Genomic DNA, 26436 nt, shown 5'->3' with positions numbered 1-26436 from the left:
GGGGTCGTTGGGGGTTGCGGTGAGTGAGAGGGAGGGGGATGGGGTTATGGGGTGGGTAAGGCTTGATGGGCGAGGGGTGGGGCTGGAGGGAGCAAGGAGGGCTGGGTGGGGTGGGGGAAGATGATGTGTGAGGCGGGACACAGATAACTTATGCGCATAAGGAAGCTGATATGGAACGCACTCTGGGTGGGCACGGTGTGTGATCGCGACCACGGGCGCCTTTTTGCGGAGGTTGTGCTGGTCAAAGGGGGGTAATGCGGATTGAGAGAAATCCGTGTTGGCGATCGGGGGAATGCGCGCGCGGCTGGACGGGGGTGGTCAGGTGGCGTGCGCCGAGTAACCGCCGGGGATTGTGATCTTGGCCGCCGCGGTGAATTCACGGCGGGAGTTATACGCTCTGTCACCTGCCTGGCTGTCCGACGTGGACTGTCGTTTGTGTTCTCGGGGGACCGGTTCACCTGCGACGGAGCGGGACGGCAGGTCACGCTTGTGCATCTTCAATTGCTACCCAGTGTGTAGTCGGTTGCCTACACACGAGAGGGCTCGCTGATCGGGTTACATAAGAACTAACCCTCCGTGTAACGGCCCCGGGGAACCAAGCGAATGAGCTATCGCAGCCAGCACCCGATCGCCGCAGCTCGGGCGTGGCTCACACCCTGATTCGTCCACGGCTAGGAGCTAGCGACGCTCCGTGCCCGTGATACCCGATCCACCCACAACGGGGGATACACGATGCGTGACCAAGTCGGCCTTCCACGACGGCGAGCGTCCCTGTGGCCCGCACCAACCGGTGCCCGCCACGGCGCCAACCTGCCCGCGGGTGAGCCTTCCTACCCGCCGGTGGCGGGTTGGGAGCCGCGCTACCGCACGGGTGTGCTGCTGTCCGACCTGTTCTCCGTGTTGTTCGGGGTGCTCGTCGTCGGCGGCTTCGTGGCGGCCAGGGTCGATCCGGCCAGCCCGCTGGTCACGCCGACCGGCATCGTGACATTCGGCGTCCTGGTCGGCTCCCTGACGGTAAACCGCGTGTGGAATCTCGCAGTTCTCGGCCAGGGCGCCGAGGAGTTCCGCCGCCTCGGTCGCGCGTTCGTCGCGGCCGCCGTCGTGTTGGCGCTGGGCGGGCTGCTGTTCGACATCGCCCGGATCCGGCCGTGGGTGTTCATGGTGGTCCCGGCGACCGCGCTGCTCGTCTTCCCGATGCGGTACGTGCTGCGCCAGTTCTTACACCGCGCTCGCCGTGAGGGCCGCTGCCTGCTGCCGGTGATGGCCGCGGGCAACACCGAGACCATCCGCGACCTCATCTCCCGCACCCGCGGCGCCACCCACCTCGGCTGGCGGGTCGACGCGGTGTGCACCACCGACGGCCTCGCCGACGACGTGACCGAGATCGACGGTGTCCCCGTGGTCGGCCAGTTGCGCGACCTCGCCACCCACGCCCGCCGCGGCGGCTACCGGATCGTGGCGGTCACCCCGGACGCCTACTGGACCCCGAAGCGCCTGCAGCAGCTCGCCTGGAAGCTGGAGGGCTCCGGCGCCGAGATGGTGGTCACGCCGGTGCTGATGGAGGTGGCCGGTCCCCGGCTGCACGTCGACGCCGTGCTCGGCATGCCGCTGCTGCGCGTCTCCGCGCCCTCGTTCACCGGGGTGCGCCGCATGGTCAAGGACGTGTTCGACAAGGTCGGCGCCTTCGCGCTGCTGACCCTGCTGGCCCCGGTGATGATCGCCGTCTCGATCGCGATCGCCGTGGACACCCGCGGTCCGGTGTTCTACAAGCAGCGCCGGGTCGGCAAGGACGGCCGCGAGTTCACCATCGTCAAGTTCCGCACCATGGTGGTCAACGCGCACAAGATGGTCAGCGACCTGGCCGAGCAGAACGAGGGCCACGGCCTGCTGTTCAAGATGAAGAAGGACCCGCGCGTCACCCGGGTGGGTGCGATTCTGCGCCGGTACTCGATCGACGAGCTGCCGCAGCTGTTCAACGTGGTCGCGGGCCCGATGTCGCTGGTCGGCCCACGGCCGCCGCTGCCGGAGGAGAGCGCCCGCTACGCCCCGGACGTGCGGCGCAGGCTGCTGGTCAAGCCGGGCCTGACCGGGTTGTGGCAGGTCAGCGGCCGCAGCGACCTCCCGTGGGAAGAAGCGGTCCGGCTGGACCTGCGCTACGTCGAGGACTGGTCGCTCGCGCTGGACGCGGTCATCCTGTGGAAGACGTTCCGCGCGGTGTTCACCGGACAGGGCGCCTACTGACCACCCGTTCCACCAGGGGATCAGAGCAAGTCACGACGCGCCCGCGCGGGGAATCTCGGTGCGGGCGGGAATCAGCACCGAGTAAGGGGATTCAGCGTGGGAACGATCGGGCTAGCCGTCATCGGCGCGGGCTACTGGGGGCCGAACCTGGTGCGCAACGCGCAGGCCACTCCGGGCCTGCGCCTGCAGTACCTGTGCGACCTCGACGCCGACCGGGCGCGCAAGGTGCTCGGCGAGTACTCGACCGTGGCCGTGTCGGACTCGTTGGACGAGGTCCTGGCCGACCCGGCGGTCGACGCGGTCGCGATCGCGACCCCGGCCAAGACGCACCTGCCGGTCGCCATGGCCGCGCTGGAGGCCGGTAAGCACGTGCTGGTCGAAAAGCCGCTGGCGGCAACTTACGCCGAGGGGCGCCAGCTTGTCGAGGCTGCGGACAAGCGCGGTTTGACGCTGATGCTCGACCACACCTACTGCTACACCCCGGTTGTGGCGCACCTGCGCGACCTCGTCCGCAGCGGCGGCATCGGCTCGGTGCAGTACCTGGACTCGGTGCGGATCAACCTGGGCCTGGTGCAGCCGGACGTGGACGTGCTGTGGGACCTGGCCCCGCACGACCTGTCGATCTTCCTGTCGATCCTGCCCGACGGCGTGGCGCCGGTCGCGGTTGCCGCGCACGGGTCGGACCCGATCGGCGCCGGCCGGGCGTGCGTCGCGCACCTGACCATCGAGCTGACCGGCGGCGCGATGGCCCACGTGCACGTGAACTGGCTGTCCCCGACCAAGGTCCGCACGATGATCATCGGCGGTTCGGCGCGGACCGTCGTGTGGGACGACCTGAACCCGGCCCAGCGGCTGGCCATCTACGACCGGGGTGTCGACCGCAAGGACGCCACCGAGGTCGGCGAGCAGACCAGGGCGCAGACCCTGGTGTCCTACCGGACCGGTGACATGGTCGCCCCGGCGCTGCCGGAGAAGGAGGCGCTGCGCGCGGTGATGGCCGAGTTCCACGCCTCGATCACGCAGAGCCGCCCGCCGCTGACCGACGGCCGGTCCGGCCTGCAGGTCCTGTCCATCCTGGAGGCCGCGTCCGCGAGCCTCGCCCAGGGCGGGGCCTTCCTGCCGATCCTGGGTGCCGACGTCACTGTTGCAGAGGGAGTCAACGCATGAGCGCGCAGCCGATCGAGGGCCAGCGCATCCTGGTCACCGGCGGTGCGGGCACCATCGGCTCGGCCGTGGTGGACCAGTTGGTCGCCGCGGGCGCGGCCGAGGTGACCGTGCTGGACAACTTCGTCCGCGGTCGCCGGGAGAACCTGGCCGCCGCCGTGGCCGCCGCGGGCGACCGGCTCAAGGTGGTCGACGGCGACATCAACGACCGCGCGCTGGTCGGCACCCTGACCAAGGGCCAGGACCTGGTGTTCCACTTGGCCGCGATCCGGATCACCCAGTGCGCCGAGGAGCCCCGGCTGGCGCTGGAGAGCCTGGTCGACGGCACCTTCACCATCATCGAGGCGGCCGCAGCCGAGGGGGTCAAGAAGGTCATCGCGTCGTCGTCGGCGTCGATCTACGGCCTGGCCGAGACCTTCCCGACCACCGAGCGGCACCACCCGTACAACAACGACACCTTCTACGGCGCCGCGAAGGCGTTCAACGAGGGCATGCTGCGCAGCTTCAAGGCCATGTCCGACCTGGACTATGTCGCGCTGCGCTACTTCAACGTCTACGGTCCGCGTATGGACGTGTACGGCCTGTACACCGAGGTGCTGATCCGCTGGATGGAGCGGATCGTCGGGGGCGAGCCGCCGCTGATCTTCGGTGACGGCGCCCAGACGATGGACTTCGTGCACGTCCACGACATCGCGCGAGCCAACCTGCTGGCCGCCCGCGCGGACGTCACCGACACCGTCTACAACATCGCCAGCGCGCAGGAGACCAGCCTGCTCGGCCTGGCCCAGGCGCTGCTCGCCGCGATGGACTCGGGTCTCGGCGTCGAGCACGGCCCGGAGCGCAAGGTCAACGGCGTGACCCGGCGGCTCGCCGACATCAGCTCCGCCGAGCGCGAGCTGGGCTGGCGCCCGGAGATCAAGCTGGACGAGGGCCTGCGTGGTCTCGTCGAGTGGTGGCGCGCAGAAAAGGGCGTTACCGCGGCTGGTGCTCAGGAAGGCGCGGTCTGACGATGGCCATCCCCGTGATGAAGCCGCTGCTCGGCGAGGAGGAAGCCCTCGCCGTGGCGGAGGCCGTGCGCTCCGGCTGGGTGGCGCAGGGGCCGCGGGTCGCCGCCTTCGAGGAGGCGTTCGCGGCCAGGGTCGGCGCGGCGCACGGCGTGGCCGTGTCCAACTGCACGACCGGGCTGCACCTGTGCCTGTACCTGCTCGGCGTCGGCCCCGGCGACGAGGTCGTCGTGCCGTCGCTGTCGTTCATCGCGTCGTCGAACGCGGTGCGCTACTGCGGCGCCACCCCGGTGTTCGCCGACGTCGACCCGCTGACCGGCAACCTGACGGCCGAGTCGGTCGCCGCGGCGCTGACCCCGGCCACCAAGGCGGTCATGGTCGTGCACCAGGGCGGCGTGCCCGCCGACGTCCCGGCCATCCGGGCGGTCGTGGGTGACGTGCCCGTGGTGGAGGACGCCGCGTGCGCCGCCGGGTCGACCCTCAACGGCGCCCCGGTCGGTACCGGCGCGCTGCTGGCGGCCTGGTCGTTCCACCCGCGCAAGCTGCTCACCACCGGTGAGGGCGGCATGGTCACCACCGACGACCCGGAGTGGGCCAAGCGGTTGCGCAGGCTCCGCGAGCACGGCATGAGCATGTCGGCGGCGGACCGGCACGCGGCGGGCGGCGCGGTCGTCGAGTCCTATGTGGAGACCGCGTTCAACTACCGGATGACCGACATCCAGGCCGCGATGGGCCTGGTGCAGCTCGGCAGGCTGGACGGGATCATCGAGCAGCGGCGCGCGCTGGCTGCCCGCTACCACGAGCTGCTGGCCCCGTTGGGTCTACGCGCGGTGACCGACCCGACCCACGGGACGACGAACTACCAGTCCTTCTGGGTGGCGTTGCCCGATGACGCCCCCGCGCTGACCGAGGTGCTCGGCAAGCTCGCCGCTGCGGGCATCTCCGCGCGGCGCGGCATCATGGCCGCGCACCTGGAGCCCGCGTACGAGGGTCACCCGCACGGGCCGCTGCCGCACACCGAGCAGATCGCGACCCGCTCGCTGATCCTGCCGCTGCACCACGAGTTGACCGACGCCGACCAGAAGCACGTGGTCGGTTCCCTCGCCGACGCGCTGGGGTTGGTGGCGTCATGAGCCCGGCCCGTCCGGTCGCTGTCGTGATCGTGACGTACAACAGCGCCGAGGTCATCGGCGACTGCCTGCGCGCCCTGCCCGCCGCCCTCGACGGCGCGGGCGAGTCGCGGGTCATCGTGGTCGACAACGCGTCGACCGACGGCACCGCCGACGTGGTCGCGGCGACCGACACCGAGGTCAAGGTGGTGCACCGGGCGGGCAACGACGGGTTCGCCGCGGGCGTCAACACCGGTTTCGCGCACGCCGACGGCTGTGACGTGCTGGTGCTCAACGCCGACATCCGGCTGGCGCCGGGTTCGGTCAAGCTGTTGCGCGCCGCGGTCCGGCCCGGGGTTGGCGTCGTGGCGCCGAAGCTGACCGAGCCCGACGGCACCATCCAGCACTCGCTGCGCCGCACCCCCACGGTCCTGCGGACCCTGGGGGAGGCGGTGCTCGGCGGCGACCGCGCGGGCCGGTTCGGCCCGCTGGGCGAGACGATCACCAAGCCCGCCGCCTACGAGCGCGCGGGCTTCGTCGACTGGGCGACCGGGGCGGCGTGGCTGGTGACCCGCGAGTGCATCGACGAGATCGGTCCGATCGAGGAGCGCTACCTGCTCTACTCGGAGGAGACCGAGTTCATGCTCCGCGCGGGCGCGCGGGGCTGTCGCACCTACTTCGAGCCCGCCGCGCAGGCCGTCCACCTGGGTGGCGAGTCCGGCACCTCGCCGCGGTTGTGGTCGCTGCTGGTCACCAACAAGGTCCGGCTGCACCGCGAGCGGCACGGCAAGGTCGCGGGTGCGGCGATGTGGGCGGCGTCGCTGGTCAACAGCCTGCCCCGCGCGGTCAAGGGTTCGCCGACGCACCGCGCGGCCGTGCGCGCGCTGCTGACCCAGCGCCGCTGGCCCGCGCCGCTGTCCACCCCGGTCAAGTCCACTGTGGACAAGGGTGCGCCGCCGTACGTGTGCTTCTCGGCGCAGGACTGGTGGTACCACAACCAGGCGCACTCGGACTTCCAGTTGATGCGCCGGGTCGCCAAGCACCGCAAGGTCCTGCTGGTCAACAGCATCGGCCTGCGGATGCCGACGCCGGGCAAGAGCACCCAGTTCCTCCGCCGCATCCTGCGCAAGGCGGGCAGCGTCGCCAAGCTGGTCCGCCGCCCGCTGCCGGACGTGCCGAACTACTACGTGATGACCCCGCTCCCGCTGCCCTTCTACGGCAGCGAGCGGGTGCGCGCCCTCGGTGCCGCGCTGGTCCGCGCCCAGGTGCGGGCGGTGTGCCTGCTGCTGCGGATGCCGAACCCGGTCGTCGTCGCCACCATCCCCACCGCGTGGGGTGTTGTCGAGCCGATGAAGCGCCGGGCGCTGGTGTTCAACCGGTCCGACCGGCACTCGGCGTTCCCCGAGGCCGACCAGACCACCATCGCCGCGCTGGAGGACAAGCTGCTCACCGGCAGCGACCACGTCCTCTACGTCAGCAGGCAGTTGCAGCAGGAGGAGTCCGGCGCCACCGGTGACCGGGCGTACTTCCTCGACCACGGTGTCGACCTGCAGCACTTCCGCCGCCGCGAGGAACTGCCCGCGGACATCGCGAACATCCCCGGCCCGCGCATCGGGTTCTTCGGCAGCCTGGACGACTACCTGGTCGACTTCGACCTGCTGGAGCGGATCGCCGGGGAGTTCCCCGAGGCGTCGCTGGTGCTGATCGGCGACGCGACGCTGTCGATGGAGCGGTTCGCGAAGTACCCGAACGTGCACTGGTTGGACTTCCGGCCGTACGCGGACATCCCGGGCTACGGCACCGGGTTCGACGTGGCGCTGATGCCGTGGCTGGACAACGACTGGATCAAGCACGCGAACCCGATCAAGATGAAGGAGTACCTCGCGCTCGGCCTCGCCGTGGTCAGCACCGACTTCCCCGAGGTGCACCAGTACCCTGAGCTGATCAGGATCGCCCGCGGCCACGACGCGTTCGTCGAGGCGGTGCGGCAGACCATCGCCGACGGCGGCCTGTCCACTGTGGAGGGCAGGCGGGCGGCGGTGCTGCCCGCGTCGTGGGACTCCCGGGCGCGGCAGTTGATGGACCTGGCCGAAGGGCAGCGGTAGCGATGTGCGGAATCGCCGGAGTGCGCAGGTTGGACGGGGCCCCGGTGGACCCGGCCGTGCTGGTCGAGATGGCCAGGCGGCTGCACCACCGCGGTCCGGACGACGCCGGGACCTGGATCGAGGGGTCCACCGGTTTCGCGCACACCCGGTTGTCCATCATCGACCTGGGTGCCTCGGTGCAGCCGATGCTCACCCCGGACCGGCGGAAGGTGATCGCCTTCAACGGCGAGATCCTGAACTACCGCGAGCTGCGGTCCCAGGTGGACTACCCGTTCCGCACCAGCGGCGACACCGAGACCCTGCTGGCGCTCTACGCCAAGCACGGCGTCGACAGCGTTTCCAAGCTGCGCGGCCAGTTCGCGTACGCGCTGCACGACGAGGACACCGGTGAGCTGCACCTGGTGCGCGACCGGCTGGGCATCCTGCCGCTGTACTACTACATCGACAAGGACGTGTTCGCGTTCGCGTCGGAGATCAAGGCGCTGCTGCCCGCGATCAGCGAGCGCAGGGTGGACGTGGCGAGCCTGCACGACTACCTGGCGCACCGGTCGGTGCCCGCCCCGTACACCCTGGTCGAGGGCGTGCGGAAGGTCCCGCAGGGGCACCGGCTGACGCTGGGCCGGGACGGTCAGGTCCGGCTGCGGGCGTACTGGCAGATCCCGGCCAACGCCGCGCACCGCGACGTCACCCCGGAGGAAGCGGTCCGGCTGGTCACCGACGCGCTGGACGCCTCGATCGACGACGCGCTGGTCGCGGACGTCCCGGTCGGCGCGTACCTGTCCGGCGGCATCGACTCCAGCCTGATCTCCGCGCTGGCCGCGAAGGCCAAGCAGGGCGAGGGGCTGCACACGTTCTCCGCCGGGTTCGGCGACCCGCGGGTGGACGAGCTGAACTGGGCGCGCAAGGTGGCGGGCATCGTCGGCAGCGAGCACCACGAGGTGATCGTGTCCGCCGACGACTTCAAGGACAACTGGCACAAGCTGAGCTGGCACCGGGACGCGCCGCTGTCCGAGCCAGCCGACGTGGCCGTGTTCAAGCTGGCCGAGTTGGCCAGGCAACAGGTGAAGGTCGTGCTCTCCGGTGAGGGCAGCGACGAGTTGTTCGGCGGTTACCCGAAGTACCGGTTCGCGCAGGCGACCCGGTGGGCGGGCCTGATCCCGGCGCCGCTGCGCGGTCGGATACTGCCCCGGCTGGAGCGGGCGCTGCCCGCGTCCCGGTCGCGGTTGGGCGTGGCGGTGCGGGCGATGGGTGAGGGCAGTTCGGCCGAGCGGATGCGCGGCTGGTTCGCGCCGTTCACCGAGCGCGAGCGCGACGGGCTGCTGGGCGGTCCGGCGGTGCGCAGCGCGATCGGCCCGTACCAGCGCGGCCGCGGTGACGCGTTGAGCCGGATGCTCTACGCCGACTCGCACGCCTGGCTGGCCGACAACCTGCTGGAGCGTGGCGACCGGATGTCGATGGCCGCGTCGCTGGAGCTGCGGCCGCCGTTCCTGGACCACCGGCTGGTCGAGTTGGCGTTCTCGCTGCCGTCGTCGGTGAAGGTCCGCAACGGGGTCGGCAAGTGGGTGGTCAAGGAGGTCGCCCGCAGGCACCTGCCCGCCGACGTGGTGGACCGGGCCAAGTCCGGTTTCAAGGTCCCGTTGGACGCCTGGTTCCGCGACGGCCTCAAGGACATGGCCAACGACCTGCTGACCGGACCGTCGTCGTTCGTCGGCACCGTGCTGGAGCCGACCGCGGTGCGCCGCCTGCTCGACGAGCACGGCGCGGGCACCCGCAACGAGCAGCCCCGGCTGTGGACCCTGTTGTCGCTGGAGGTCTGGCACCGCGAGTTCGCCAAGCAGCAGGTGGGGGCATGACCCAGCCGCTGCTGCTCGTCGGGGCGGGTGGCTTGGCCAGGGAGGTGCTCGCCGCGGCGCGCGCGCTGCCGGGGGAGTTCAAGACCATCGGCATGCTCGACGACAACCCGGAGCGGCACGGGTCCGAAGTGGACGGTGTGCCGGTGCTCGGCCCGACCGGGCTGGTGCACGAGCTGACCGACGCGCTCGTGCTGGTCTGCGTGGCCTCCCCGGTTCGCCCGGACGGCCGGGCGACCGTGGTCCGCAGGCTGGACCTGCCCGCCGAGCGCTACGCCACCCTCGTCCACCCGGCCGCCTCGGTCGCCCCCGGCGTGGAGCTGGGCGAGGGGACCGTGCTGCTGGCGGGCACCGTGATCACCGCGCCGCAGCGGGTCGGCGCGCACGTGTTGACCATGCCGCACGTGCTGTTCACCCACGACGACTCGGTCGCCGACTTCGTCACCTGCGCCGGGCGGGCCGCGCTCGCGGGCGCGGTGACCGTCGCCGAGTCGGCTTACCTGGGGGCGGGTTCGCTCGTCCGCCAGGACGTCCGCATCGGTGCCCGCGCCGTGCTCGGCATGGGTGCCGTCGCGCTGTCCGACGTGCCGGACGGCGAGACCTGGGTCGGCGTTCCGGCCAGGCCCATCACCAAGCCCTCTTGAGGAGAACCCACCATGACCGGCCCCATTCCCCTGGTCGACCTGGCCGCCCAGCACGCCGCCGTGGCGGATGAGGTGGCCGAAGGCTGGGCGGCCGTGCTGGCCAAGACCGCCTTCGTCGGCGGCCCGCAGGTCGCGGCCTTCGAAGCCGAGTACGCCGCGTTCGCCGGGGCCGAGCACTGCGTCGGCGTCGGCAACGGCACCGACGCGCTGGAGCTGGCCCTGCGCGCGCTGGAGATCGGCCCCGGCGACGAGTGCGTCGTGCCTGCCAACACCTTCATCGCCACCGCCGAGGCCGTGGCCCGCACCGGTGCCACCACGGTCCTGGTCGACTGCGACCTCGACACCGCGTTGATCGATGTCACCGCCGCGGCGGCAGCGGTCACCACCCGCACCCGCGCCGTCCTCCCGGTCGACCTCTACGGCCAGGTCGCCCCGATCGACCAGTTGCGCTCGGTGCTGCCGTCCAACGTCGCGATCCTGGAGGACGCCGCCCAGTCGCAGGGCGCGACCCGCAACGGGCAGACCGCGGGCTCCTTCGGTGACATCGCCGCCACCAGCTTCTACCCGGGCAAGAACCTCGGCGCGTACGGCGACGCGGGCGCGGTCACCACCTCGCGGGCCGATCTGGCCGAGCGGGTCCGGCTGCTGGGCGCGCACGGCTCGCCGCGCAAGTACGAGCACCCGGTGCTGGGCTTCAACTCGCGGCTGGACACCCTGCAGGCGGTCGTGCTCTCGGCCAAGCTGCGCCGTCTCGCCGACTGGAACGCCGCCCGCCGGGTCGCCGCCGACCGCTACACCGCGTTGCTGTCCGGTGTGGACGGAGTGACCACCCCGGTGGTCGCCGCGGGCAACGTGCCGGTGTGGCACCTCTACGTCATCCGGGTCGCCAACCGGGACGCGGTGCTGGGCAAGCTGCACGCCGAGGGCATCGGCGCGGGCATCCACTACCCCACCCCGGTGCACCTCACCGGCGCGTTCGCCGACCTCGGCCTGGGCGCGGGAGCGTTCCCGAACGCCGAGCGGCTGGGGGCGGAGATCCTGTCCCTGCCGCTGTTCCCGGAGATCACCGAGGCCCAGCAGGAGCGGGTCGTGTCCGTGTTGTCCGAGGCCGTGCGGTGAGTGGAGTTTTCGTCCACGAGCGTGGACTCTGCGAGAGCGACGAGGTCGGCGACGGCACCCGGGTCTGGGCCTTCGCGCACGTGCTGCCCGGGGCCGTGGTCGGCCGCGACTGCAACATCTGCGACGGGGCGTTCGTGGAAACCGGGGCCGTCCTCGGCAACGGCGTGACGGTGAAGAACGGGACCCTGGTGTTCGGCGGGGTCACCTGTGAGGACGACGTCTTCCTCGGCCCCAACGTGCTTTTCACCAACGATTTCCGCCCCCGAGCGCACATCAAGAAGGGGCCGGACCAACTGGTCGACACGGTTGTCCGCCGGGGGGCGACCCTGGGCGCGGGCACCGTGGTGGTCTGCGGGACCGAGATCGGGAGCTTCGCGTTCGCGGGCGCGGGCGCGGTGGTGACCAAGGACGTCCCGCCGCACGCCTTCGTGGCGGGCAACCCGGCGGTCCGCAAGGGCTGGGTTTGCGAATGCGCAGCCCGGCTGGACGACGCACTGCATTGCGCCGACTGCGGTAGCGACTTCCGGGTCGCCGATGACGGCAACGGGCTGACCCGGGTCTAGTTTTTCACGTTCGAGACCAATGGCCGCCGATCACCATCGGCGGCCATTCGGGCTTTAATGGATGTTGCTCGTGTTCGCACTCTGCGCCGAACAGGTGATTACCGGGCGCTACCTGCCGGTTGGTGACCCACCTCACCAGGGCCGATTCCCGGTCAAGAAATCCCCATTGGACACTGGGAGTCCGCTGGGAGAAGTCGTTCGGCCGGGTAAAGCGATCAAGTCCACTCAGGACTCTCCGTGTTCAATTCGTTACTTGACAATGGCCACTGGTACTCCCGTCGGGGGTAACAGGGTGCGATGATGTGACGATGTGCAGGTAAATAGGAACCGCGTGCCCTGTAGCGCGTCCCCTATTCGGTGCCAACTTCAGATATTTCGCTTAGGGCGGTTACTTACCGTGGAGGCTCGGATGGACCGTGCGATGCTGGCCGCACGCGCTCGGGGGCGGACGGGGCGCTGGGTGCGCGCCGTTCTCGCAGGTTTAGTTGTGATTGTCGGACTCCCTGTGCTCGTCGCCGCGCCGGCCTCCGCCGGACCGTGCGACGCGCCTGTCAACGCCATCGTCTGTGAGAACTCGAAGACGGGTACTCCACGCGGCGACTGGTGGGTCGAGAGCCCCTACGGGGACATCGAGGGCTACGCGACGCAGACCAGCGTCCAGCCCGGCGAGCGGCTCGACTTCAAGATCAAGACAGCGAGCACCAACTACGAGGTGGACATCCTCCGCCTCGGCTACTACAACGGCGACGGCGCCCGGCTCCAGCAGGTGCTGGCCCCGACCGCGCACCTGCCGCAGACCCAGCCCACCTGCGCGTCCCAGGCCGCGACCGGACTGGTCGACTGCGGCAACTGGACCGTGTCCACGTCGTGGAACGTCCCCACCACCGCGGTCCCCGGCTTCTACGTCGCGAACTTCATCCGCAACGACGGCACCGCGGGCGCTTCCCAGTACCCGTTCGTCGTACGCAACGACTCGTCGACCTCCGACATCGTCGTGCAGACCTCCGACGAGACCTGGCAGGCGTACAACAAGTACGGCGACAAGCCCAACGTGAACGAGTTCAGCCTTTACGAGGGCGGCTTCTCCGGATCAGCGGACGGTCGTTCGTACAAGGTGAGCTACAACCGGCCGTACCGGAACTCCGGCACGTCGAGTTACCTCAACGCCGAATACCCGATGATCAGGTTCCTCGAGCGCAACGGGTACGACGTCAGTTACCTCACCGGCGTCGACATCACGCGCAACCCGGCCCTGCTGAAGAACCACAAGGTCTACCTCTCTTCAGGCCACGACGAGTACGTCAACGCGACCCAGCGGGCCGGTATCGAGGCCGCCAAGGCCGCAGGCGTGAACCTGTTCTTCTCGACCGGCAACACCATGTTCTGGAAGACCCGGTTCGAGAACTCGATCGACGGCTCGAACACCGCGCTGCGCACGATGGCCTGCTACAAGGAGACCAAGGCCCCGGGCGGCGCGAAGATCGACCCGGACCCGGCGTGGACCGGCACTTGGCGCGACCCCCGGCAGTCCCCGCCCAGTGACGGCGGCAAGCCGGAGAACGCGCTCATCGGCACCCTGTTCGACGTAAACGGCTACCGCGCCGACGCGATCCAGGTCCCGGCCTCCTACGGCCGCAACCGGTTCTGGCGCAACACCTCGATCGCGAACGCGACCACCACGACCACGCTGCCCACGGGCACCCTGGGCTACGAGTGGGACAGCGACCCGGACAACGGGCTGCGCCCGGCCGGTTCCGTTCCGCTGTCGGACACCACGGTCAACGTCGACGACGGCCAGTTGCTGCTCGACTACGGCTACCTCTACGGCGCGGGCACGGCCAACCACAAGATGACCATGTACCGCGACCCGAGCAGCAAGGCGCTCGTCTTCAGCGCGGCGACGGTGCAGTGGTCGTGGGGCCTGGACACCGAGCACCTGTTCCCGGCAGGCGCCCCGGCGACCGCGCCGACCAGCGTGATCATGCAGCAGGCCACGGTGAACCTGCTCGCCGACATGGGTGCCCAGCCCAAGACCCTGATGTCCGGTCTGGTCCTGGCCACCAAGTCGACCGACACGACCGGCCCGACGGTGACCATCACGTCCCCGGCGGCGGGCACCACCGTCCCGGCGGGCACCCCGCGCACCATCACCGGTACCGCGGTCGACAACGGCGGCGGCAAGGTCGGCTCGGTCGAGGTCTCGGTCGACGGCGGCCAGAGCTTCCACCGCGCCACCGGCCTGGACAACTGGACCTACCAGTGGACCCCGAGCAGCCTGGGGACCACCACCATCCAGGTCCGCGCGTCCGACGACAGCGCGAACCTGGGCTCGACGGTGACCCGCCCGGTGACCGTGGGCGCGCAGCAGTGCCCGTGCACCCTCTTCGGCAGCCAGACCCCGACCACCGTCGACGGCGGTGACGCGGCGGCGATCGAGGTCGGCACCAAGTTCACCACCTCGGTGAACGCCACCGTGACCGGTGTCCGCTTCTACAAGGCGACCACCAACACCGGCTCGCACACCGGCTCGCTGTGGACCTCGGCCGGTCAACTCCTGGCCACCGGCAACTTCTCCGGTGAGACGGCCTCCGGCTGGCAGACGCTGAACTTCACCAGCCCGGTCCAGATCCGCTCCGGGCAGACCTACATCGCCTCGTACTACGCGCCCACCGGGCACTACTCGGTCGACGCCGGGTACTTCAACACCAAGGGCGCGGGCATCGTCCCGCTGACGGCACCGGCCACCGGCAACACCCCGGGCGGCAACGGCGTCTTCAAGTACGGCGCGGGCTTCCCCAACGGCTCGTACAACGGTGGCAACTACTGGGTCGACCCGGTCATCACCACCGACACCGCGGACAACACCCCGCCGGTGGTCAGCTCGGTCACCCCGGCGACGGGTGCGACCGGTGCCTACATCGACGGCAATGTCACCGCCGTGTTCAACGAGTCGGTCGACCCGAGCAGCGTCCAGATGACCGTCCAGGCGGGCGGCAACCCGGTCGCGGGCACGGTCAGCGTGGACGACAAGACGGTCACCTTCACCCCGACCGACCTGCTCGCCACCAACACCACGCACAACGTGACGCTCAACGCCACGGACGGCTTCGGCAACGCCCTGGCCGCGACCAAGACGTGGAGCTTCAGCACCGGTACGACGCTGCAGCCGTGCCCGTGCAACCTGTTCGGCTCGCGGACCCCCGCGATCGCCGACTCGGGTGACTCGAGCGGGGTGGAGCTGGGCGTGAAGTTCAGCACCGGTGTCAGCGCCACCGTCACCGGTGTCCGGTTCTACAAGAACTTCAACAACACCGGCACGCACACCGGCTCGATCTGGACAACCAGCGGGCAGCGCATCGCCACCGGCACCTTCTCGAACGAGTCGGCCTCCGGCTGGCAGACGCTGACGTTCGCCGCGCCGGTCCAGCTCCAGGCGAGCCAGACCTACATCGCGTCGTACTACGCGCCGGGCGGGCACTACTCCGTCGACAACGCGTACTTCGCCAGCCAGGGCGCCGGTCGTGGGATCCTCACCGCGCCGACCTCCGCCGCGGCGAACGGCAACGGCGTGTACGTCTACGGCGGCGGCTTCCCGAACAGCTCGTACAACTCGAACAACTACTGGGTGGACCCGGTCATCGACACCAACGGGGCGGACAACACCCCGCCGTCGGTGACGTCGGTCGACCCGGCCGCGAGCGCCACCGCCATCTCCACCGGCACCGGCATCACGGCGAACTTCTCCGAGGCGATCAACCCGACCTCGCTGCAGTTCACCGTGACCCGCGGCGGCACCTCGGTTCCGGGCACCACGCACCTGTCGGCTGACGCCCGCAGTGTCGTGTTCGCCTCGACCGACATCCTGGCGGGCAACGCGCAGTACCAGGTGAGCGTGCGGGCGTCCGACGCGTGGGGCAACCAGATGGCCTCGGCCTATACCTGGTCGTTCACCACCGGCGCCGCGGGCCAGTGCCCGTGCACCCTGTTCCGGCCGACCGACGCGCCCGAGACGAGCGCGACGGACGCCCAGGTGGAGCTGGGTATGCGGATCACCCCGAGCGCGAACGGCTACATCACCGGCGTCCGGTTCTACAAGGTCGCCGGGGACACCGGTTCGCACACCGGCACGCTCTGGACGAGCGCGGGCGCGCAGGTGGCGACCGGCACGTTCACGAACGAGACGACCAGCGGGTGGCAGACACTGACCTTCGCCACCCCGGTCCAGGTGACGGCCGATACCTCTTACGTGGTCTCCTTCTGGGGGTCGGCGGGCAAGTACGGCTACACGCCGCAGTACTTCGCCACCAGCCACGTGAACGGCCCGATCACGGCCCCGGCCAGCACGGACACCGCGCCCAACGGCCTGTACCGGTACGGTACGGGTGGGCTGGTGCCGAACGGGTCCGGTAACGGAACGAACTACTGGGTCGACGCAGTGTTCGCGACCAGCGTTTCCTAGCCGAAGGGGCTAACCAGTGGCCGGCGTTGATGTGGTCATCCCGTGCTACAAGTACGGCAAGGTACTGCCGATTGCCGTGCGCAGTGTGCTCGACCAGCCCGGTGTCGACGTCCGAGTGCTCGTCATCGACGACTGCTCGGGCGATGGCAGCGCCGACGTGGCCCGCTCACTGTCCGAACAGGACAGTCGGGTCACCGTGGTCGAGCACAAGCAGAACAAGGGACACATCGCCACCTACAACGAGGGCCTGCTGGACTGGGCGAGCGCCGACTACTGCGCTCTCCTCTCGGCCGACGACGCCCTGACCCCGGGTGCGCTTCGACGGGCAACCCGCCTGCTCGACGCGCACCCGGAGGTCGGGTTCGCCTACGGCCGCCCACTGCACTGGGACGGCAGCGACCCGCTGCCGCCCGCCAGGACCGAGGACAAGGGCTGGACCGTCTACAACGGACTAGCCTGGCTCCGCCGCCGCTTCGCGTTGGGCGACGGCTGCATCACCTCCCCCGAGGTCGTCGTTCGGACCTCGGTGCAACACAAGTTCGGCGGCTACAACCCGGAACTCCGGCACACCGGCGACATTGAGATGTGGATGCGCTTCGCGTTGCACACCGACGTGGGTTACCTGCGCGGCGTCGACCAGGCCTACTACCGGGTCCACGGCCAGAACATGTCGGCGGCGTACTACGCGTCGATCGTCAACGACTTGCGTCAACGCCTGGCCGCCTACACCGCCATCACCACCCGGGAAGACAACAACCTCCCGGACCGCCAGGACATGGACCGCACCGTCCGCCGAGTCCTCGCCCGCGACGCCCTCCGCCGCGCAGGCCGCGCCTACGACAAGGGCCGCAGCGAGGTCGACCCGGTGGATGAGCTGGTCGACTTCGCCCGCGAGGCTTTCGGCGACATCGAGTCCCTGCCCGAGTGGCACACCCTCCAGTTACGCAAACGCCTCGGCCCCAAGCGCGCGCGGGCGCTGTCTCCCTTGGTGCTGACGGCCCCCGCCCGCCGCCTCCGCCACCACGCCCGCGTCCTCAAGTGGCAACGCGAGGGCATCTAGCCTTTTGCTGGAACGCCGCCGCCGACCTCCCCGGTCTGCGGCGGCGTTTCTCATGTCACGGCTGGTAGGCGGTGACCTCGCAGAGTTCCAACTTCCGAGTCCTCAGCACGGTCAGCGCCGCCTCGGACACGACGAGGGATGCCCGGGGAACGAGCCCGATGTCGTCTTCGCCGCCCTCGTCGGCGAGAGTGCTGGTGGCGTCGCGGATCTCGAAGCCGCTCAGGGCGGACTGGGCCAGTGCCTCGGCCAAACCCCCGGTCACCAGGAACACCGGGAAGGCGGTGACCAGGTCGTCGCCCGACCAATCGTGGAAGGCGCACTCCACCCGGCTCACCTCGGGCGGGTACGTGCTCCGGTTGACCACCGAACCGGCACCGAGTTCGCCTGCGACTTCGGGGTCTAGTGCGAAGTAGTTCACGTGCTCACCTTGCTGTGGGGTCTACTCCGCCTCGTACGGAATGACGTCGCAGAATTCCAACTGGCGGGTTCGGAGCGCGGCGAGTCCAGCGTCGGAGACGACGAGGGTGCTGTTCGGCATCAGCCCGAAGTCCTCGTCGCCCGCTGTTCCCGTGATGACGAGCCATCTGAACGCGGGAAGCGTGGAGACGTCGCTGATCCAGTCCTCGCCCTCGTCGGCGAGGGTGGTGCTGGCGTCGCGGAGCTCGAACCCGGTCAGCTTCGACGCCGCCAGCACCTCGGCCAGGGCGGTGGTCACCAGGAACACGGGGTGCGAGGTGATCAACTCGTCGCCCAGCCAGTCGTGGAACGCGTATTCGACCTGGTTTGCCTGGGGAGGGTGAACCCGCATGTTCACCACGGAGTTCTTCCCGAGCTCCCCGGGAACCTCGGGCTCCAGTTGGTAGTACACAGGGGCAGTTGCCTTAGGTGGTGATGGCGGCGACCAGGGCGGTCAGGCTGTTGGCTGGGATGACGAGGATTGGGCCGGTGGGGTTTTTGGAGTCGCGGAAGGCGGCGAGAGCGTCGGTGGTGGTGACCTCGACGCACTGGCCGTTGGCGCTGCTGGCGGAGCTCTTGCGCCAGGTGTAGGCGAGTTCTACGCATTGGCCGTTACCGCTGCTGAAGGAGCTTGTTCGCCAGGTCATGGGGCCTCCTACTTGGAGAGGGATGCCACCAAGGTTGTCAGGCTCGCGGCCGGGATGATGACCGCCGGACCGGTGGTGTTCTTGGAGTCCCGCAGGGCCGCGCTGTCGCCGGCGAAAGCGATCTCCACACACTCGCCGTTGCCCCCGCTGAAGGAACTCTTGCGCCACGAAGCGGCTGCGAAGTCGCGGCTGGTCATGGGTGTCTCCTACTCTCTCTGCTTTGCGAGCTGGGTCAGTCGCTTGGTTGTATCGGCGGGACTCTTGGCGACTGCCCGAAGATGATCGAACGCATCGGTGAAGGTTGCGACGTCTGAGCCGCTTTCCAAGAAGAGGTCGCCGCCGATGCTCTCGATATAGATCAGATCGGTATCCACGGGGTCTGCGAACCCCAGAAGGACAAATGATCCAGGCATGCCCGGATGTGCGCCCGACGCGAAGCTGATCACCTGCAACGTTATGTTCGGCTGTTCTGCGGCCTCGGCCAGTCGCTTGATCTGGCCGCGCATCGCTGCGGCCCCGCCAACATCGCGGTGCAGCGCGGCTTCATCCACGATGGCCCAGAGTGTCAGCGGCTTGTCGGCGGCGAGTAGAGCCTGGCGCTCCATCCGCGCCCGAACTCGGTCTTCCACCTCTTGGTTGCTGATCTTCGGCATCGTGCCGCGAATGACGGCTCGGGCGTAGTCCTCAGTCTGAAGCAGCCCAGGTACGAACAACGATCCGTAGCTGCGGATCGACTTGGCTTCGGCCTCGAAGCTGATGTAGGCGGTGTACTCCTCCGACAGCTCTGCGTGGAAGGGCTGGAGCCAGCCTTGCGTCAGGGCGTTCTTGGACAGGGCTACCAACTGGGCGCGCTCGTCGTCCGCTGTGCCGTAGAGGGTGAGCATGGCGGTGAGGGTTCTGCCTTGGGGGCGGGCCTTCGCCGTTTCGATGCGGTAGAGGGTGACGCTGTTGATGCCCGTCTGGTCGCTCACCTCGTCCCGGGTCAGCCCGGCTTCCGTGCGCAGACGGCGCAGTTCGGCGGCTAGGCGCCGCAGGCGAACTGTTGGTGTCTGCTTCCGCTGTCCCACGGGGTCCAATCTTTCCGCACTCCCTCCCCACCCAGCAAACGCATGAACATCTTACGCAAGGTTGCGTTCCTCGCAGGACTGGTGCATCCTTGCGGTGTACGGTTTCTACACCCCGACCTGTCACCCTTTGTAGGCGGGGCACCTCAACCCACCGGGAGTGGCCGATGCCGACCGCCAAGTTCGCCTTCAACGGCTCGTACGTCATGGAGTACAACGTCCGGAACCCGCACGACATCGAGATGACCTTCGGTAAACCGGGCGAGACCCCCGAACTGTCCGTGCGGGTCGACGACATCTCCCGGGTCGCCATGATGGCCGTCAACGCGACCAGCGACGTGCACGTGATCCTGAACCTGCCACCCGACCAGGACTGAGTCCCCACCCCATGCCGCCGCCCGCCGTGCCCCCGGCGGGCGGCGGTTTTCCGTGCAACCTCGACACCGCGTCCTGGCGTGTGTAACCCGTAACCGAGCGGGCCAGGGGGTTCGATGAAAGATCGGGACAGCGAGTTCGCCGCGTACTTCGCGGCGCGCTCCACGAGCATGCGCGCGACGGCGTACCTGTTGTGCGGTGACTGGCACCGGGCCGAGGACCTGGTGCAGACGACCTTCGTCAAGCTCTACCGCGTGTGGCACAAAGTCAGCGAGCACGACAAGCTCGACGGCTACACCAGACGCATCCTGGTCCGCACCTTCCTCGATGAGACCCGGCGGGGCTTCTTCCGCCGCGAGACCGTCACCGAGGACCCCGGCGACCCCGCTGCCGCCGCCAACGGCAGCGTCGAGGACCGGCTTGAGTTGCTGCGCGCACTGACCAGGGTGCCCGCACGGCAGCGTGCCGCACTGGTCCTGCGGTACTGGGAGGACCTGTCGCTCGCGGAGACGGCAAAGGCCATGGGCTGTTCCGAGGGAACGGTCAAGAGCCAATCCGCCCGCGGACTCGGTTACCTCCGCGACATCCTCCCGACCCCCACCGCGACCTCTTAGGAGAGGGACCTCATGGACAACTTTCGCGACGCCTTGCACGGCGTCATGAACGCCACCCCGACCCCGCCCGCGATGAACCCGGACGAGGTCGTCGCCGCCGCTCGCTCCGCCCAGCGTTCCCGCCACACCCGCAGGCTCGTCCTCGGCACCTCGGCCGCCGTCCTCGCGGTGGCCGCGGGCGCCCTCACCATCCCCGTGCACGGCTCCGACGGCCAGGTCGCCCCCGGCGCCGCGGCGGGCAAGCCCGGCGACCCGACCAAGTCCTGCGACCCCACCAAGCCGGGAGACCCCACCAAGCCAGGAGAGCCCACCAAGACCGGCGGCCCCACGAAGCCGGACGACTCCACCCCTTCAGGCGGCCCGACGACGACGAACGGGTCCACGAAACCGGGTGACCCGAAGGCGGGCGACCGCACCAAGGTGACCATCATCAACTCCGGCAAGCCCTGCGGCCCCGGCAAGCCCGACGAGACGCAGCGGTCCGGCCCGGAAGCCGACCGCGCCCACCGCCTCGAAGCCGCGCTGCAGGCGCTCCTCCCGGCCGGTTACACCTCGCCCGCGACCGTTCCGGGCACCGAGACCCCCGGTCACGACGTCCTCGCCGAGCGCTCGGGCGACGCCCCCTGGGACTACCGCGCCTCCCTCGCCGTCAGCAACAACGGCACGTCCTGGGGCTACCTCTCGGCCGTCCTCTACTCCGGCGGCAAGAACGACAAGAACGACAAGGTCGAGCAGGCCGACGGGTGCCCCACCGAAACCAAGGACGGCAAGGACAGCAAGGACAAGGGCGCGGAGCCGCCCACCTGCGTCGTGATCACGGTCGACGGCAAGCAGGTCGCCGTCACCACCGCCCCGCCGTCCGCGGCCCGCAAGGGCCAGTGGGCCTTGTTCCGCTTCGCCGACGGCGACGTGCTGTTCCTCGCCCAGAGCAAGTATTTCGCCGACACCGTCACCGAGCTGCCCGCCTTCCCCTACACCCTGGAAGCCCTCGCCCGCGTCGCCACTGACACCCACCTCGACGTCAAGTAGCCCCAACACAAGCAGCCCCCGCCACATCCGGCGGGGGCTGCTTGTGTTGGGGGATCAGGCTTTCCAGGCGGTGTAGTAGCTGTCCTCGTTGACCAGGTACCGCACCGTGGGCTCCGGCACGTGCTGCACGACCCGGGTCCGCGACATCCGGTGCACGAACTCCCAGTCTTCCTTGGGAAGCGTCTGCTTCACCCGCGGAATCCGGCTGAACAGCACGTCATCCGCGCGGCGCAGCACGATCGAGTTCGAGTCGACGTAGGGCGAGTCGTCCACCATTGTCTTGCGGTCGAACGGTTCTGAGAGCACATCGAGCACGGAGCCGTCCGCGCGGCGGCGCTCCACCGCGGAGTAGACCAGGTCGGCGCCGCGACCCAGGGTGGCCAGCGTGTGTTCCAAGTGGTCTTCGCGCCAGGTGTTGTCGTCGTCGAGGAAGGCGATGTACTTGGAGCGGGTCAGCCGGATGCCGACGTTGCGCACCAGGCCGAGCACCGCCGAGTTGCGGGACAGGCTCACCGCGACCAACCGGGGGTCGGACGGCAGCGCGGGCAGGCCGCCGCCGTCGTCCACCACGATGATCGTCTGGTCCTGAACCGTCTGCGCCAGCGCCGATTCGACCGCGACCGGCAGCAGGCCGGGCCGCTTGTACGTCGGCATCACCGTCGCCACCAGGGTTTCCGGTCGGTCACCCACGACCGACCGCAGCGACGCCACCTCGGCGTCCTCGAACCGGCGCAGCTCCGGCACCCGCCTGCCCAGCACCAGCTTGGTCTTCGCCTCGTGCATCGGCCACAGGCCGAACGCGTCGCGCAGCGCGCGGCGGGCGAACGCCGAGGCGCCGCCGCGGTCTTTGAGCGGGGCGGTCATGCGGAAGCCTTTCCGGGCAACATCTTGCGCATCGGGTACACCACGGGGAGGTACAGCACAGCGGCGGCCAGGCCGCCGACCCCGACCTGCAGCCAGGGGTTCGTGAACACCGAGCGGACCACGATCGTGGACGCGACCAGCAGCACGCCGCCGACGACCGGTCGGACGCAGGCCAGCACCGACGGCATCAGCCGCACCCCGCGCCGCCGGATCACGATGGCGAACGACGGCAGCACCACCAGCGTCGCCACCGTCGCCTGGGCGATGGCCGCGCCGCGGATGCCGTCGAGGTGGGTGCCGATGATCAGGGCGGGCAGCACCGCGCCCAGCCACAGCGCCTGCAACCCGATCAGCGCCTTGTTGCCGTCCAGCGCCACCAGCAGGTCGTAGCCGATGAACAGCACGATCCGCACCAGGCCGAGGACCGCCAGGAACTGCAGCGCGGCCGCGCCCGGCACCCACTGCTCCCCGTACACGATGTGCAGCATCGGCGCCGCGTAGCAGCCCAGCAGGGCGCACACCGGCAGCGCGCCCGCCACCAACAGCCCGACACCGCGCGCCACCGACTGTTCGAGCTGCGGCTTGTCGTCGGCCAGCCGGGCGAACCCGGCCAGCGACACCCGGCGCGCGGCCTCGGAGAAGATCTGCAGCGGCAGGCTCGACTGGTTGAACACCATCATGTACAGGCCGAGGGCGACCGTGCCCGCGATGGGCCCGACCACGAACTTGTCGATCTGCATCACCGACAGCGTCAACACGCTCGCCGCCGCCAACGGCAGCCCGAACACCAGCAGCTCGCGGGCGATCGCCTTGTCCCACCCGGGCCGCACCTTGATCGGGCACAGCAGCAGGTAGCAGACGACCGAGACCACGTTGCCCGCCACCTGGCCGATGGCGAAGCTCATCGCGCCCGCGCCGGAGAGCGCCAGCGAGATCGTCAGGCCGGTCACCACCACGAACGCGAGCGCGTCGCAGAAGAACCTGGTGCGCTGCTTGAACTCCCGGTTCAGGATGGTCGACGGCACCGACGCGATCCCGTCCAGGATCACCGCGACGCACAGGACCTGGACCACCGGCACCGACGTCGGGCTGCCCATCAGGTCGCAGATCACCGGGGCGGTCGCGAACAGCGCGGCGTAGAGCACCGCGGAGGTGCCGACGGAGATCGTCATGGCGGTCGGGGCGAACTCGCGGACGTCCCGTTCCCAGCGGACGAGGGCCAGACTCACGCCCAGCTCGTTGAACGCGTGCAACACGATCAACACGGCCGCCGCGACGCCGAACACGCCGTAGTCCTCAGTGGTGAGGATGCGGGCCAGCGCGATGCCGGACACCAGGATGCCCAGCCGCAGCACGGCGGTGTTGAGCAGGCTCCACAGCACGCCGTTGCCGACCTTGCTGCCGACCGTCGGCTGTGGTTCCGGGTCGGGTTCGACCGGTGGCGGGTCGAGGGTGGGCGGGCGCGGTGTCTGTGGCGCCTGTTGGGCGTCAGCGGCGGTCACGCGGGAACCTCGGGTCTCTGCTCAGGTCGCTTGCGGGGACGGCGGGGCGGCCCGGTCGACTTCTTCCCGGACGGGCCGCCCCGGTCTAGTCGTCGTCGGTCCCGCCCCGGGCGTTGCACCGGCGGACCCAACAGTGGCGGAATCCCACCCGGCTGCTCCCGCACGGTGCGCCACAGCGCGCCCGCCAGGCCGATGAGCAGGAAGGTGTAGCCGGTGGCGACGGCGAAACCCATCAGGTCGAAGGTGGCCGAGGAGATGCCGGGGACCGCGATGCAGGCGGCCAGGGTGATGCCGAGGTCGCGGATGCGCGGGTCCTTGCTGGCCAGCCGGGCGCGGAAGGCGCAGTACATGCCCGCCAGGTAGATGAAGATCAGCAGGGTCAGCCCGATGACGCCGTTCTGCACCAGCGTGCCCAGGTACTGGTTGTCCAGCCAGCCGTACTTCTCCGGCAGGTAGGTCCCCATGCCGCGGCCGAGCCACAGGTGGTGCGGGATCTCCTTGCCCGCCCGCTCCACCGCCCGCCGCCTGCTCTCCGCGCTGGGGTCGACGCTGATGCTGGTGAACAGGCTGAGCAGGGTGCCGACCAGGCCGGGCACCATGATCCGCATCGCCACCAGGAAGCCGAGCATCCCCCACAGCGCGCGGACCCGGCGCTTGGGCGCCATCGCCGGGATGATGAAGATCGCCGCGATGCCCAGGCCGAGCACCGCCGAGCGGGACAGCGACTGCATCGACGCCACGGCCAGGATCGCCAGGCACAGCCACCAGCGCCGCTGCGGGCCGCCGTAGTCCATGTTGCGCAGCGCGTAGTACAGGGCCAGCGGCACCGTCATCGCGCACACCACACCGAACTCGATGGGGTGCCCGGCGGTGCCCGCGGGCCTGCGGAAGCCGGACCGGTCCAGCACGTGCGACAGGTCGCCGTTGGCGCGCAGGCCGGGGAAGTTGAGGTACTGGGTCAGGTCGAACCCGAACTGGAACTGCAGGATGCCGACGAAGGCCATGAACGTCGCGCCGACGATCATGACCTTGAGCACCCGGTCGATCCGGTCCAGGCCGCGCACCCCGTCGGTCACCGCGATGCCGACCGCGGTCACCGCCAGGATCGTGATCAGCGTGCGGTCGGCGGCGTTGAGCTCGTCGCCGGGCAGGTAGCCGTAGGTCGCGTAGCCGTAGGTCGCGAGCTGCGACGAGGCGAACAGGAACAGCGCGGTCCGCGCGGCGTTGCGGCCCTTGGCCACACCCATCGAGCTGACCAACTGCGCCAGGAACCACACCACGCCCATGACCAGGCCGAACGCCACCCCGGGGGTGAGCGACATGGGCAGGCCCTTGATCACCAGCGCGGCCGGGATCACGGTCATCGCCAGCGCGTAGACGCACGCCAGCGTGGCGCCGTCAAACCTCGCTTTGCCCTTGGCCGGTGGCAAGTGGTCCGGCAGCGCTTCCGGGGCCGCCACGATCAACCACGCGGTTCTTGCGGCGCCTGCGCGGGCTTGACCCGGACGGTCGGCGGCTCCCGGTACTCGCGGTTGCCCTGGCCCTGCGGCCGGTTCAGCGCGCTACCGGTGTTGAGCTGGCCGCTCGTGCTGCCCGCCGCCCCGGAACCGACCGGCCTGCCGTTGCCGGACTCGGCCTGCGCGGGCCGCACCCGCTGGGTCAGCTCGCCTGCTCCGACGCCCATCGGCTGCGGGGTCCGGCTCACCGGCGGCAGCGACGGCCGGGACGGGTGCTCCTGCGCCTGGCCCGTGGGGGCTTCCGGCACATCGAGGTCGTCCAACTCGTCGTCGAGGTCGGCATCCTCCGGGTTCTCCCGACGGCGCTTGCGCTGCTGCAGCGTGTCGATGCCGTAGACGGCGCCGAGGCTGGCGATCAGACCGAGGGCCAGCGCCACACCGGCCGCGCGCAGCTTCCCGCCGCGCAGCGGTTCCGGCTTGGTCGGCGGCACCACGTCGTCTACCCCGATGAAGGTGCTCGGCGGCGCGTTGAGCGCCTGCTGCCGCTTGGTCAGCTCCTGCTTGACCTTGTCCAGCACCTTCACGCACAGGTCGCGTGCGGCGGACTCGGTGGAGCTGTCCGCCTTGACGCTGATGAACGGGCCGCCGTCACCGCCACCGGTCAACACGAAGGTGTTGTCCGGGCCGTCGGCGCCCAGCGACTTCACCACCTCGGGGGTGTTGATGCTCTGGATCACGATCGACGCGGAGATGGTGAGGCTCGTGTCGAACGCCAGCAGCGGGTTGGTCTGCCCGTTCACCTTGTCCGTGGTGCTGGTCGGGCCGCTGGACGGCGACGTCAGCACGATCGTGGCCGTCGACTCGTATTGCAGCGGCATCGCCACGTAGACGGCCCCCGCTGCGCCGACGGTCACGGCGAACACGGGGAGCGCCACGTACCACCGCTTCAACAGCAGCAGCAGTGTCTTGAAGAAATCCATCATCTGCGCCCCAACACACGACGTGACACCGAGGAACCGGTCCGGTCGCTCACTTGTAGATGAATCGCCAGCGGAAGAAAGTCGTTACTCGTTGTGATGCTACGCGCCGGTTGACTCGGCCGAACGGTCC

General features: G+C 69.7%; 23 protein-coding genes. 14 read left to right on the top strand and 9 right to left on the bottom strand.

The window, feature by feature from the left end; all coding sequences use genetic code 11:
* The first annotated feature begins 732 nt into the window (after positions 1 to 732).
* The 11 genes from H504_RS0130530 to H504_RS0130480 all read left to right on the top strand — a co-directional run bounded on the left by H504_RS0130530 (position 733) and on the right by H504_RS0130480 (position 17318).
* Positions 733 to 2241, top strand: a complete 1509-nt coding sequence (locus H504_RS0130530; protein WP_245614514.1) for a sugar transferase — start codon at positions 733 to 735, stop codon at positions 2239 to 2241.
* Positions 2242 to 2337: 96 nt separating this feature from the next.
* Positions 2338 to 3408, top strand: a complete 1071-nt coding sequence (locus tag H504_RS0130525) for a Gfo/Idh/MocA family protein (RefSeq protein WP_026425899.1) — start codon at positions 2338 to 2340, stop codon at positions 3406 to 3408.
* The gene (locus H504_RS0130520; RefSeq protein ID WP_026425898.1) at positions 3405 to 4412 is read left to right on the top strand and encodes an NAD-dependent epimerase/dehydratase family protein; all 1008 of its coding nucleotides are present in this window, start codon (positions 3405 to 3407) and stop codon (positions 4410 to 4412) included. Before H504_RS0130525 ends, H504_RS0130520 begins: the two co-directional genes overlap by 4 nt.
* 2 nt (positions 4413 to 4414) lie before the next feature.
* Positions 4415 to 5542, top strand: coding sequence for a DegT/DnrJ/EryC1/StrS family aminotransferase (locus tag H504_RS0130515; protein WP_245614513.1), 1128 nt, complete (start codon positions 4415 to 4417; stop codon positions 5540 to 5542).
* Positions 5539 to 7623 (top strand): glycosyltransferase, encoded by a 2085-nt coding sequence (locus tag H504_RS0130510; protein ID WP_026425896.1) that lies wholly within the window; start codon positions 5539 to 5541, stop codon positions 7621 to 7623. Before H504_RS0130515 ends, H504_RS0130510 begins: the two co-directional genes overlap by 4 nt.
* A 2-nt stretch (positions 7624 to 7625) precedes the next feature.
* Positions 7626 to 9476: an asparagine synthase (glutamine-hydrolyzing) gene (gene asnB / locus H504_RS0130505; RefSeq protein ID WP_026425895.1), complete on the top strand. Its 1851-nt coding sequence runs from the start codon at positions 7626 to 7628 to the stop codon at positions 9474 to 9476.
* Complete coding sequence (locus tag H504_RS0130500; protein ID WP_026425894.1) at positions 9473 to 10117, top strand: NeuD/PglB/VioB family sugar acetyltransferase; 645 nt, start codon at positions 9473 to 9475, stop codon at positions 10115 to 10117. The genes asnB and H504_RS0130500 overlap by 4 nt, the downstream gene beginning before the upstream one ends.
* Positions 10118 to 10129: 12 nt before the next feature.
* Complete coding sequence (locus H504_RS0130495; RefSeq protein WP_026425893.1) at positions 10130 to 11236, top strand: DegT/DnrJ/EryC1/StrS family aminotransferase; 1107 nt, start codon at positions 10130 to 10132, stop codon at positions 11234 to 11236.
* The gene (locus H504_RS37805) at positions 11233 to 11799 is read left to right on the top strand and encodes an acyltransferase (RefSeq protein ID WP_035306901.1); all 567 of its coding nucleotides are present in this window, start codon (positions 11233 to 11235) and stop codon (positions 11797 to 11799) included. Before H504_RS0130495 ends, H504_RS37805 begins: the two co-directional genes overlap by 4 nt.
* A gap of 487 nt (positions 11800 to 12286) precedes the next feature.
* Complete coding sequence (locus H504_RS37800) at positions 12287 to 16258, top strand: DUF4082 domain-containing protein (protein ID WP_169735482.1); 3972 nt, start codon at positions 12287 to 12289, stop codon at positions 16256 to 16258.
* 16 nt (positions 16259 to 16274) lie between these two features.
* Entirely contained in the window at positions 16275 to 17318 is a 1044-nt protein-coding gene (locus tag H504_RS0130480; RefSeq protein WP_026425892.1) for a glycosyltransferase family 2 protein, read from the top strand.
* A gap of 55 nt (positions 17319 to 17373) precedes the next feature.
* On the opposite strand, the gene H504_RS0130475 is transcribed toward H504_RS0130480, so the two are convergent.
* The 5 genes from H504_RS0130475 to H504_RS0130455 all read right to left on the bottom strand — a co-directional run bounded on the left by H504_RS0130475 (position 17374) and on the right by H504_RS0130455 (position 19488).
* Entirely contained in the window at positions 17374 to 17736 is a 363-nt protein-coding gene (locus H504_RS0130475) for a hypothetical protein (protein ID WP_026425891.1), read from the bottom strand.
* Positions 17737 to 17757: 21 nt separating this feature from the next.
* Positions 17758 to 18126, bottom strand: coding sequence for a hypothetical protein (locus H504_RS37795; protein ID WP_245614512.1), 369 nt, complete (start codon positions 18124 to 18126; stop codon positions 17758 to 17760).
* A gap of 73 nt (positions 18127 to 18199) precedes the next feature.
* Positions 18200 to 18421, bottom strand: coding sequence for a DUF397 domain-containing protein (locus H504_RS0130465; RefSeq protein ID WP_035306891.1), 222 nt, complete (start codon positions 18419 to 18421; stop codon positions 18200 to 18202).
* 8 nt (positions 18422 to 18429) lie between these two features.
* On the bottom strand, positions 18430 to 18618 hold the full coding sequence (locus H504_RS0130460) for a DUF397 domain-containing protein (RefSeq protein WP_026425889.1): 189 nt from the start codon (positions 18616 to 18618) through the stop codon (positions 18430 to 18432).
* Positions 18619 to 18627: 9 nt separating this feature from the next.
* Positions 18628 to 19488: a helix-turn-helix domain-containing protein gene (locus H504_RS0130455; protein ID WP_026425888.1), complete on the bottom strand. Its 861-nt coding sequence runs from the start codon at positions 19486 to 19488 to the stop codon at positions 18628 to 18630.
* Between the two features lie 164 nt (positions 19489 to 19652).
* On the opposite strand from H504_RS0130455, the gene H504_RS0130450 reads away from it, so the two are divergent.
* The 3 genes from H504_RS0130450 (at position 19653) to H504_RS0130440 (ending at position 21503) form a co-directional block, all read left to right on the top strand.
* Positions 19653 to 19862: a hypothetical protein gene (locus tag H504_RS0130450; protein ID WP_026425887.1), complete on the top strand. Its 210-nt coding sequence runs from the start codon at positions 19653 to 19655 to the stop codon at positions 19860 to 19862.
* 114 nt (positions 19863 to 19976) lie between these two features.
* Positions 19977 to 20474 (top strand): SigE family RNA polymerase sigma factor, encoded by a 498-nt coding sequence (locus tag H504_RS0130445; protein ID WP_026425886.1) that lies wholly within the window; start codon positions 19977 to 19979, stop codon positions 20472 to 20474.
* A gap of 12 nt (positions 20475 to 20486) precedes the next feature.
* Positions 20487 to 21503, top strand: coding sequence for a hypothetical protein (locus H504_RS0130440; RefSeq protein ID WP_026425885.1), 1017 nt, complete (start codon positions 20487 to 20489; stop codon positions 21501 to 21503).
* 54 nt (positions 21504 to 21557) lie between these two features.
* Here H504_RS0130440 and H504_RS39150 read toward each other — a convergent pair whose 3' ends face one another.
* Genes H504_RS39150 through H504_RS0130420 form a run of 4 tightly spaced genes read right to left on the bottom strand, consistent with a single transcriptional unit; the run spans position 21558 to position 26306 of the window.
* Positions 21558 to 22367 (bottom strand): glycosyltransferase family 2 protein, encoded by an 810-nt coding sequence (locus tag H504_RS39150; RefSeq protein WP_026425884.1) that lies wholly within the window; start codon positions 22365 to 22367, stop codon positions 21558 to 21560.
* Positions 22364 to 23869, bottom strand: a complete 1506-nt coding sequence (locus H504_RS43750) for a lipopolysaccharide biosynthesis protein (protein ID WP_026425883.1) — start codon at positions 23867 to 23869, stop codon at positions 22364 to 22366. The genes H504_RS39150 and H504_RS43750 overlap by 4 nt, the downstream gene beginning before the upstream one ends.
* Entirely contained in the window at positions 23866 to 25329 is a 1464-nt protein-coding gene (locus tag H504_RS37785; protein WP_245614511.1) for an O-antigen ligase family protein, read from the bottom strand. The genes H504_RS43750 and H504_RS37785 overlap by 4 nt, the downstream gene beginning before the upstream one ends.
* A 2-nt stretch (positions 25330 to 25331) precedes the next feature.
* The gene (locus H504_RS0130420; protein ID WP_157440730.1) at positions 25332 to 26306 is read right to left on the bottom strand and encodes a hypothetical protein; all 975 of its coding nucleotides are present in this window, start codon (positions 26304 to 26306) and stop codon (positions 25332 to 25334) included.
* Between the last annotated feature and the right edge of the window lie 130 nt (positions 26307 to 26436).

This window comes from Actinokineospora inagensis DSM 44258, assembly GCF_000482865.1.
GTDB classification, from domain to species: Bacteria; Actinomycetota; Actinomycetes; order Mycobacteriales; family Pseudonocardiaceae; genus Actinokineospora; species Actinokineospora inagensis.
The sequence above is the reverse complement of the archived record's forward strand: the minus strand, read 5'-3'. Positions and strand labels throughout refer to the sequence as shown.

What these genes read in the sequence shown, in the direction of transcription:
- H504_RS0130530 (WP_245614514.1), top strand. Translation starts at nt 733, where the DNA reads ATGCGTGACCAAGTCGGCCTTCCACGACGGCGAGCGTCCCTGTGGCCC.
- H504_RS0130520 (WP_026425898.1), top strand. Translation starts at nt 3,405, where the DNA reads ATGAGCGCGCAGCCGATCGAGGGCCAGCGCATCCTGGTCACCGGCGGT.
- H504_RS0130515 (WP_245614513.1), top strand. Translation starts at nt 4,415, where the DNA reads ATGGCCATCCCCGTGATGAAGCCGCTGCTCGGCGAGGAGGAAGCCCTC.
- H504_RS0130510 (WP_026425896.1), top strand. Translation starts at nt 5,539, where the DNA reads ATGAGCCCGGCCCGTCCGGTCGCTGTCGTGATCGTGACGTACAACAGC.
- asnB (WP_026425895.1), top strand. Translation starts at nt 7,626, where the DNA reads ATGTGCGGAATCGCCGGAGTGCGCAGGTTGGACGGGGCCCCGGTGGAC.
- H504_RS0130500 (WP_026425894.1), top strand. Translation starts at nt 9,473, where the DNA reads ATGACCCAGCCGCTGCTGCTCGTCGGGGCGGGTGGCTTGGCCAGGGAG.
- H504_RS0130495 (WP_026425893.1), top strand. Translation starts at nt 10,130, where the DNA reads ATGACCGGCCCCATTCCCCTGGTCGACCTGGCCGCCCAGCACGCCGCC.
- H504_RS37795 (WP_245614512.1), bottom strand. Translation starts at nt 18,126, where the DNA reads ATGCGGGTTCACCCTCCCCAGGCAAACCAGGTCGAATACGCGTTCCAC.
- H504_RS0130465 (WP_035306891.1), bottom strand. Translation starts at nt 18,421, where the DNA reads ATGACCTGGCGAACAAGCTCCTTCAGCAGCGGTAACGGCCAATGCGTA.
- H504_RS0130460 (WP_026425889.1), bottom strand. Translation starts at nt 18,618, where the DNA reads ATGACCAGCCGCGACTTCGCAGCCGCTTCGTGGCGCAAGAGTTCCTTC.
- H504_RS0130450 (WP_026425887.1), top strand. Translation starts at nt 19,653, where the DNA reads ATGCCGACCGCCAAGTTCGCCTTCAACGGCTCGTACGTCATGGAGTAC.
- H504_RS0130445 (WP_026425886.1), top strand. Translation starts at nt 19,977, where the DNA reads ATGAAAGATCGGGACAGCGAGTTCGCCGCGTACTTCGCGGCGCGCTCC.
- H504_RS0130440 (WP_026425885.1), top strand. Translation starts at nt 20,487, where the DNA reads ATGGACAACTTTCGCGACGCCTTGCACGGCGTCATGAACGCCACCCCG.
- H504_RS39150 (WP_026425884.1), bottom strand. Translation starts at nt 22,367, where the DNA reads ATGACCGCCCCGCTCAAAGACCGCGGCGGCGCCTCGGCGTTCGCCCGC.
- H504_RS0130420 (WP_157440730.1), bottom strand. Translation starts at nt 26,306, where the DNA reads ATGGATTTCTTCAAGACACTGCTGCTGCTGTTGAAGCGGTGGTACGTG.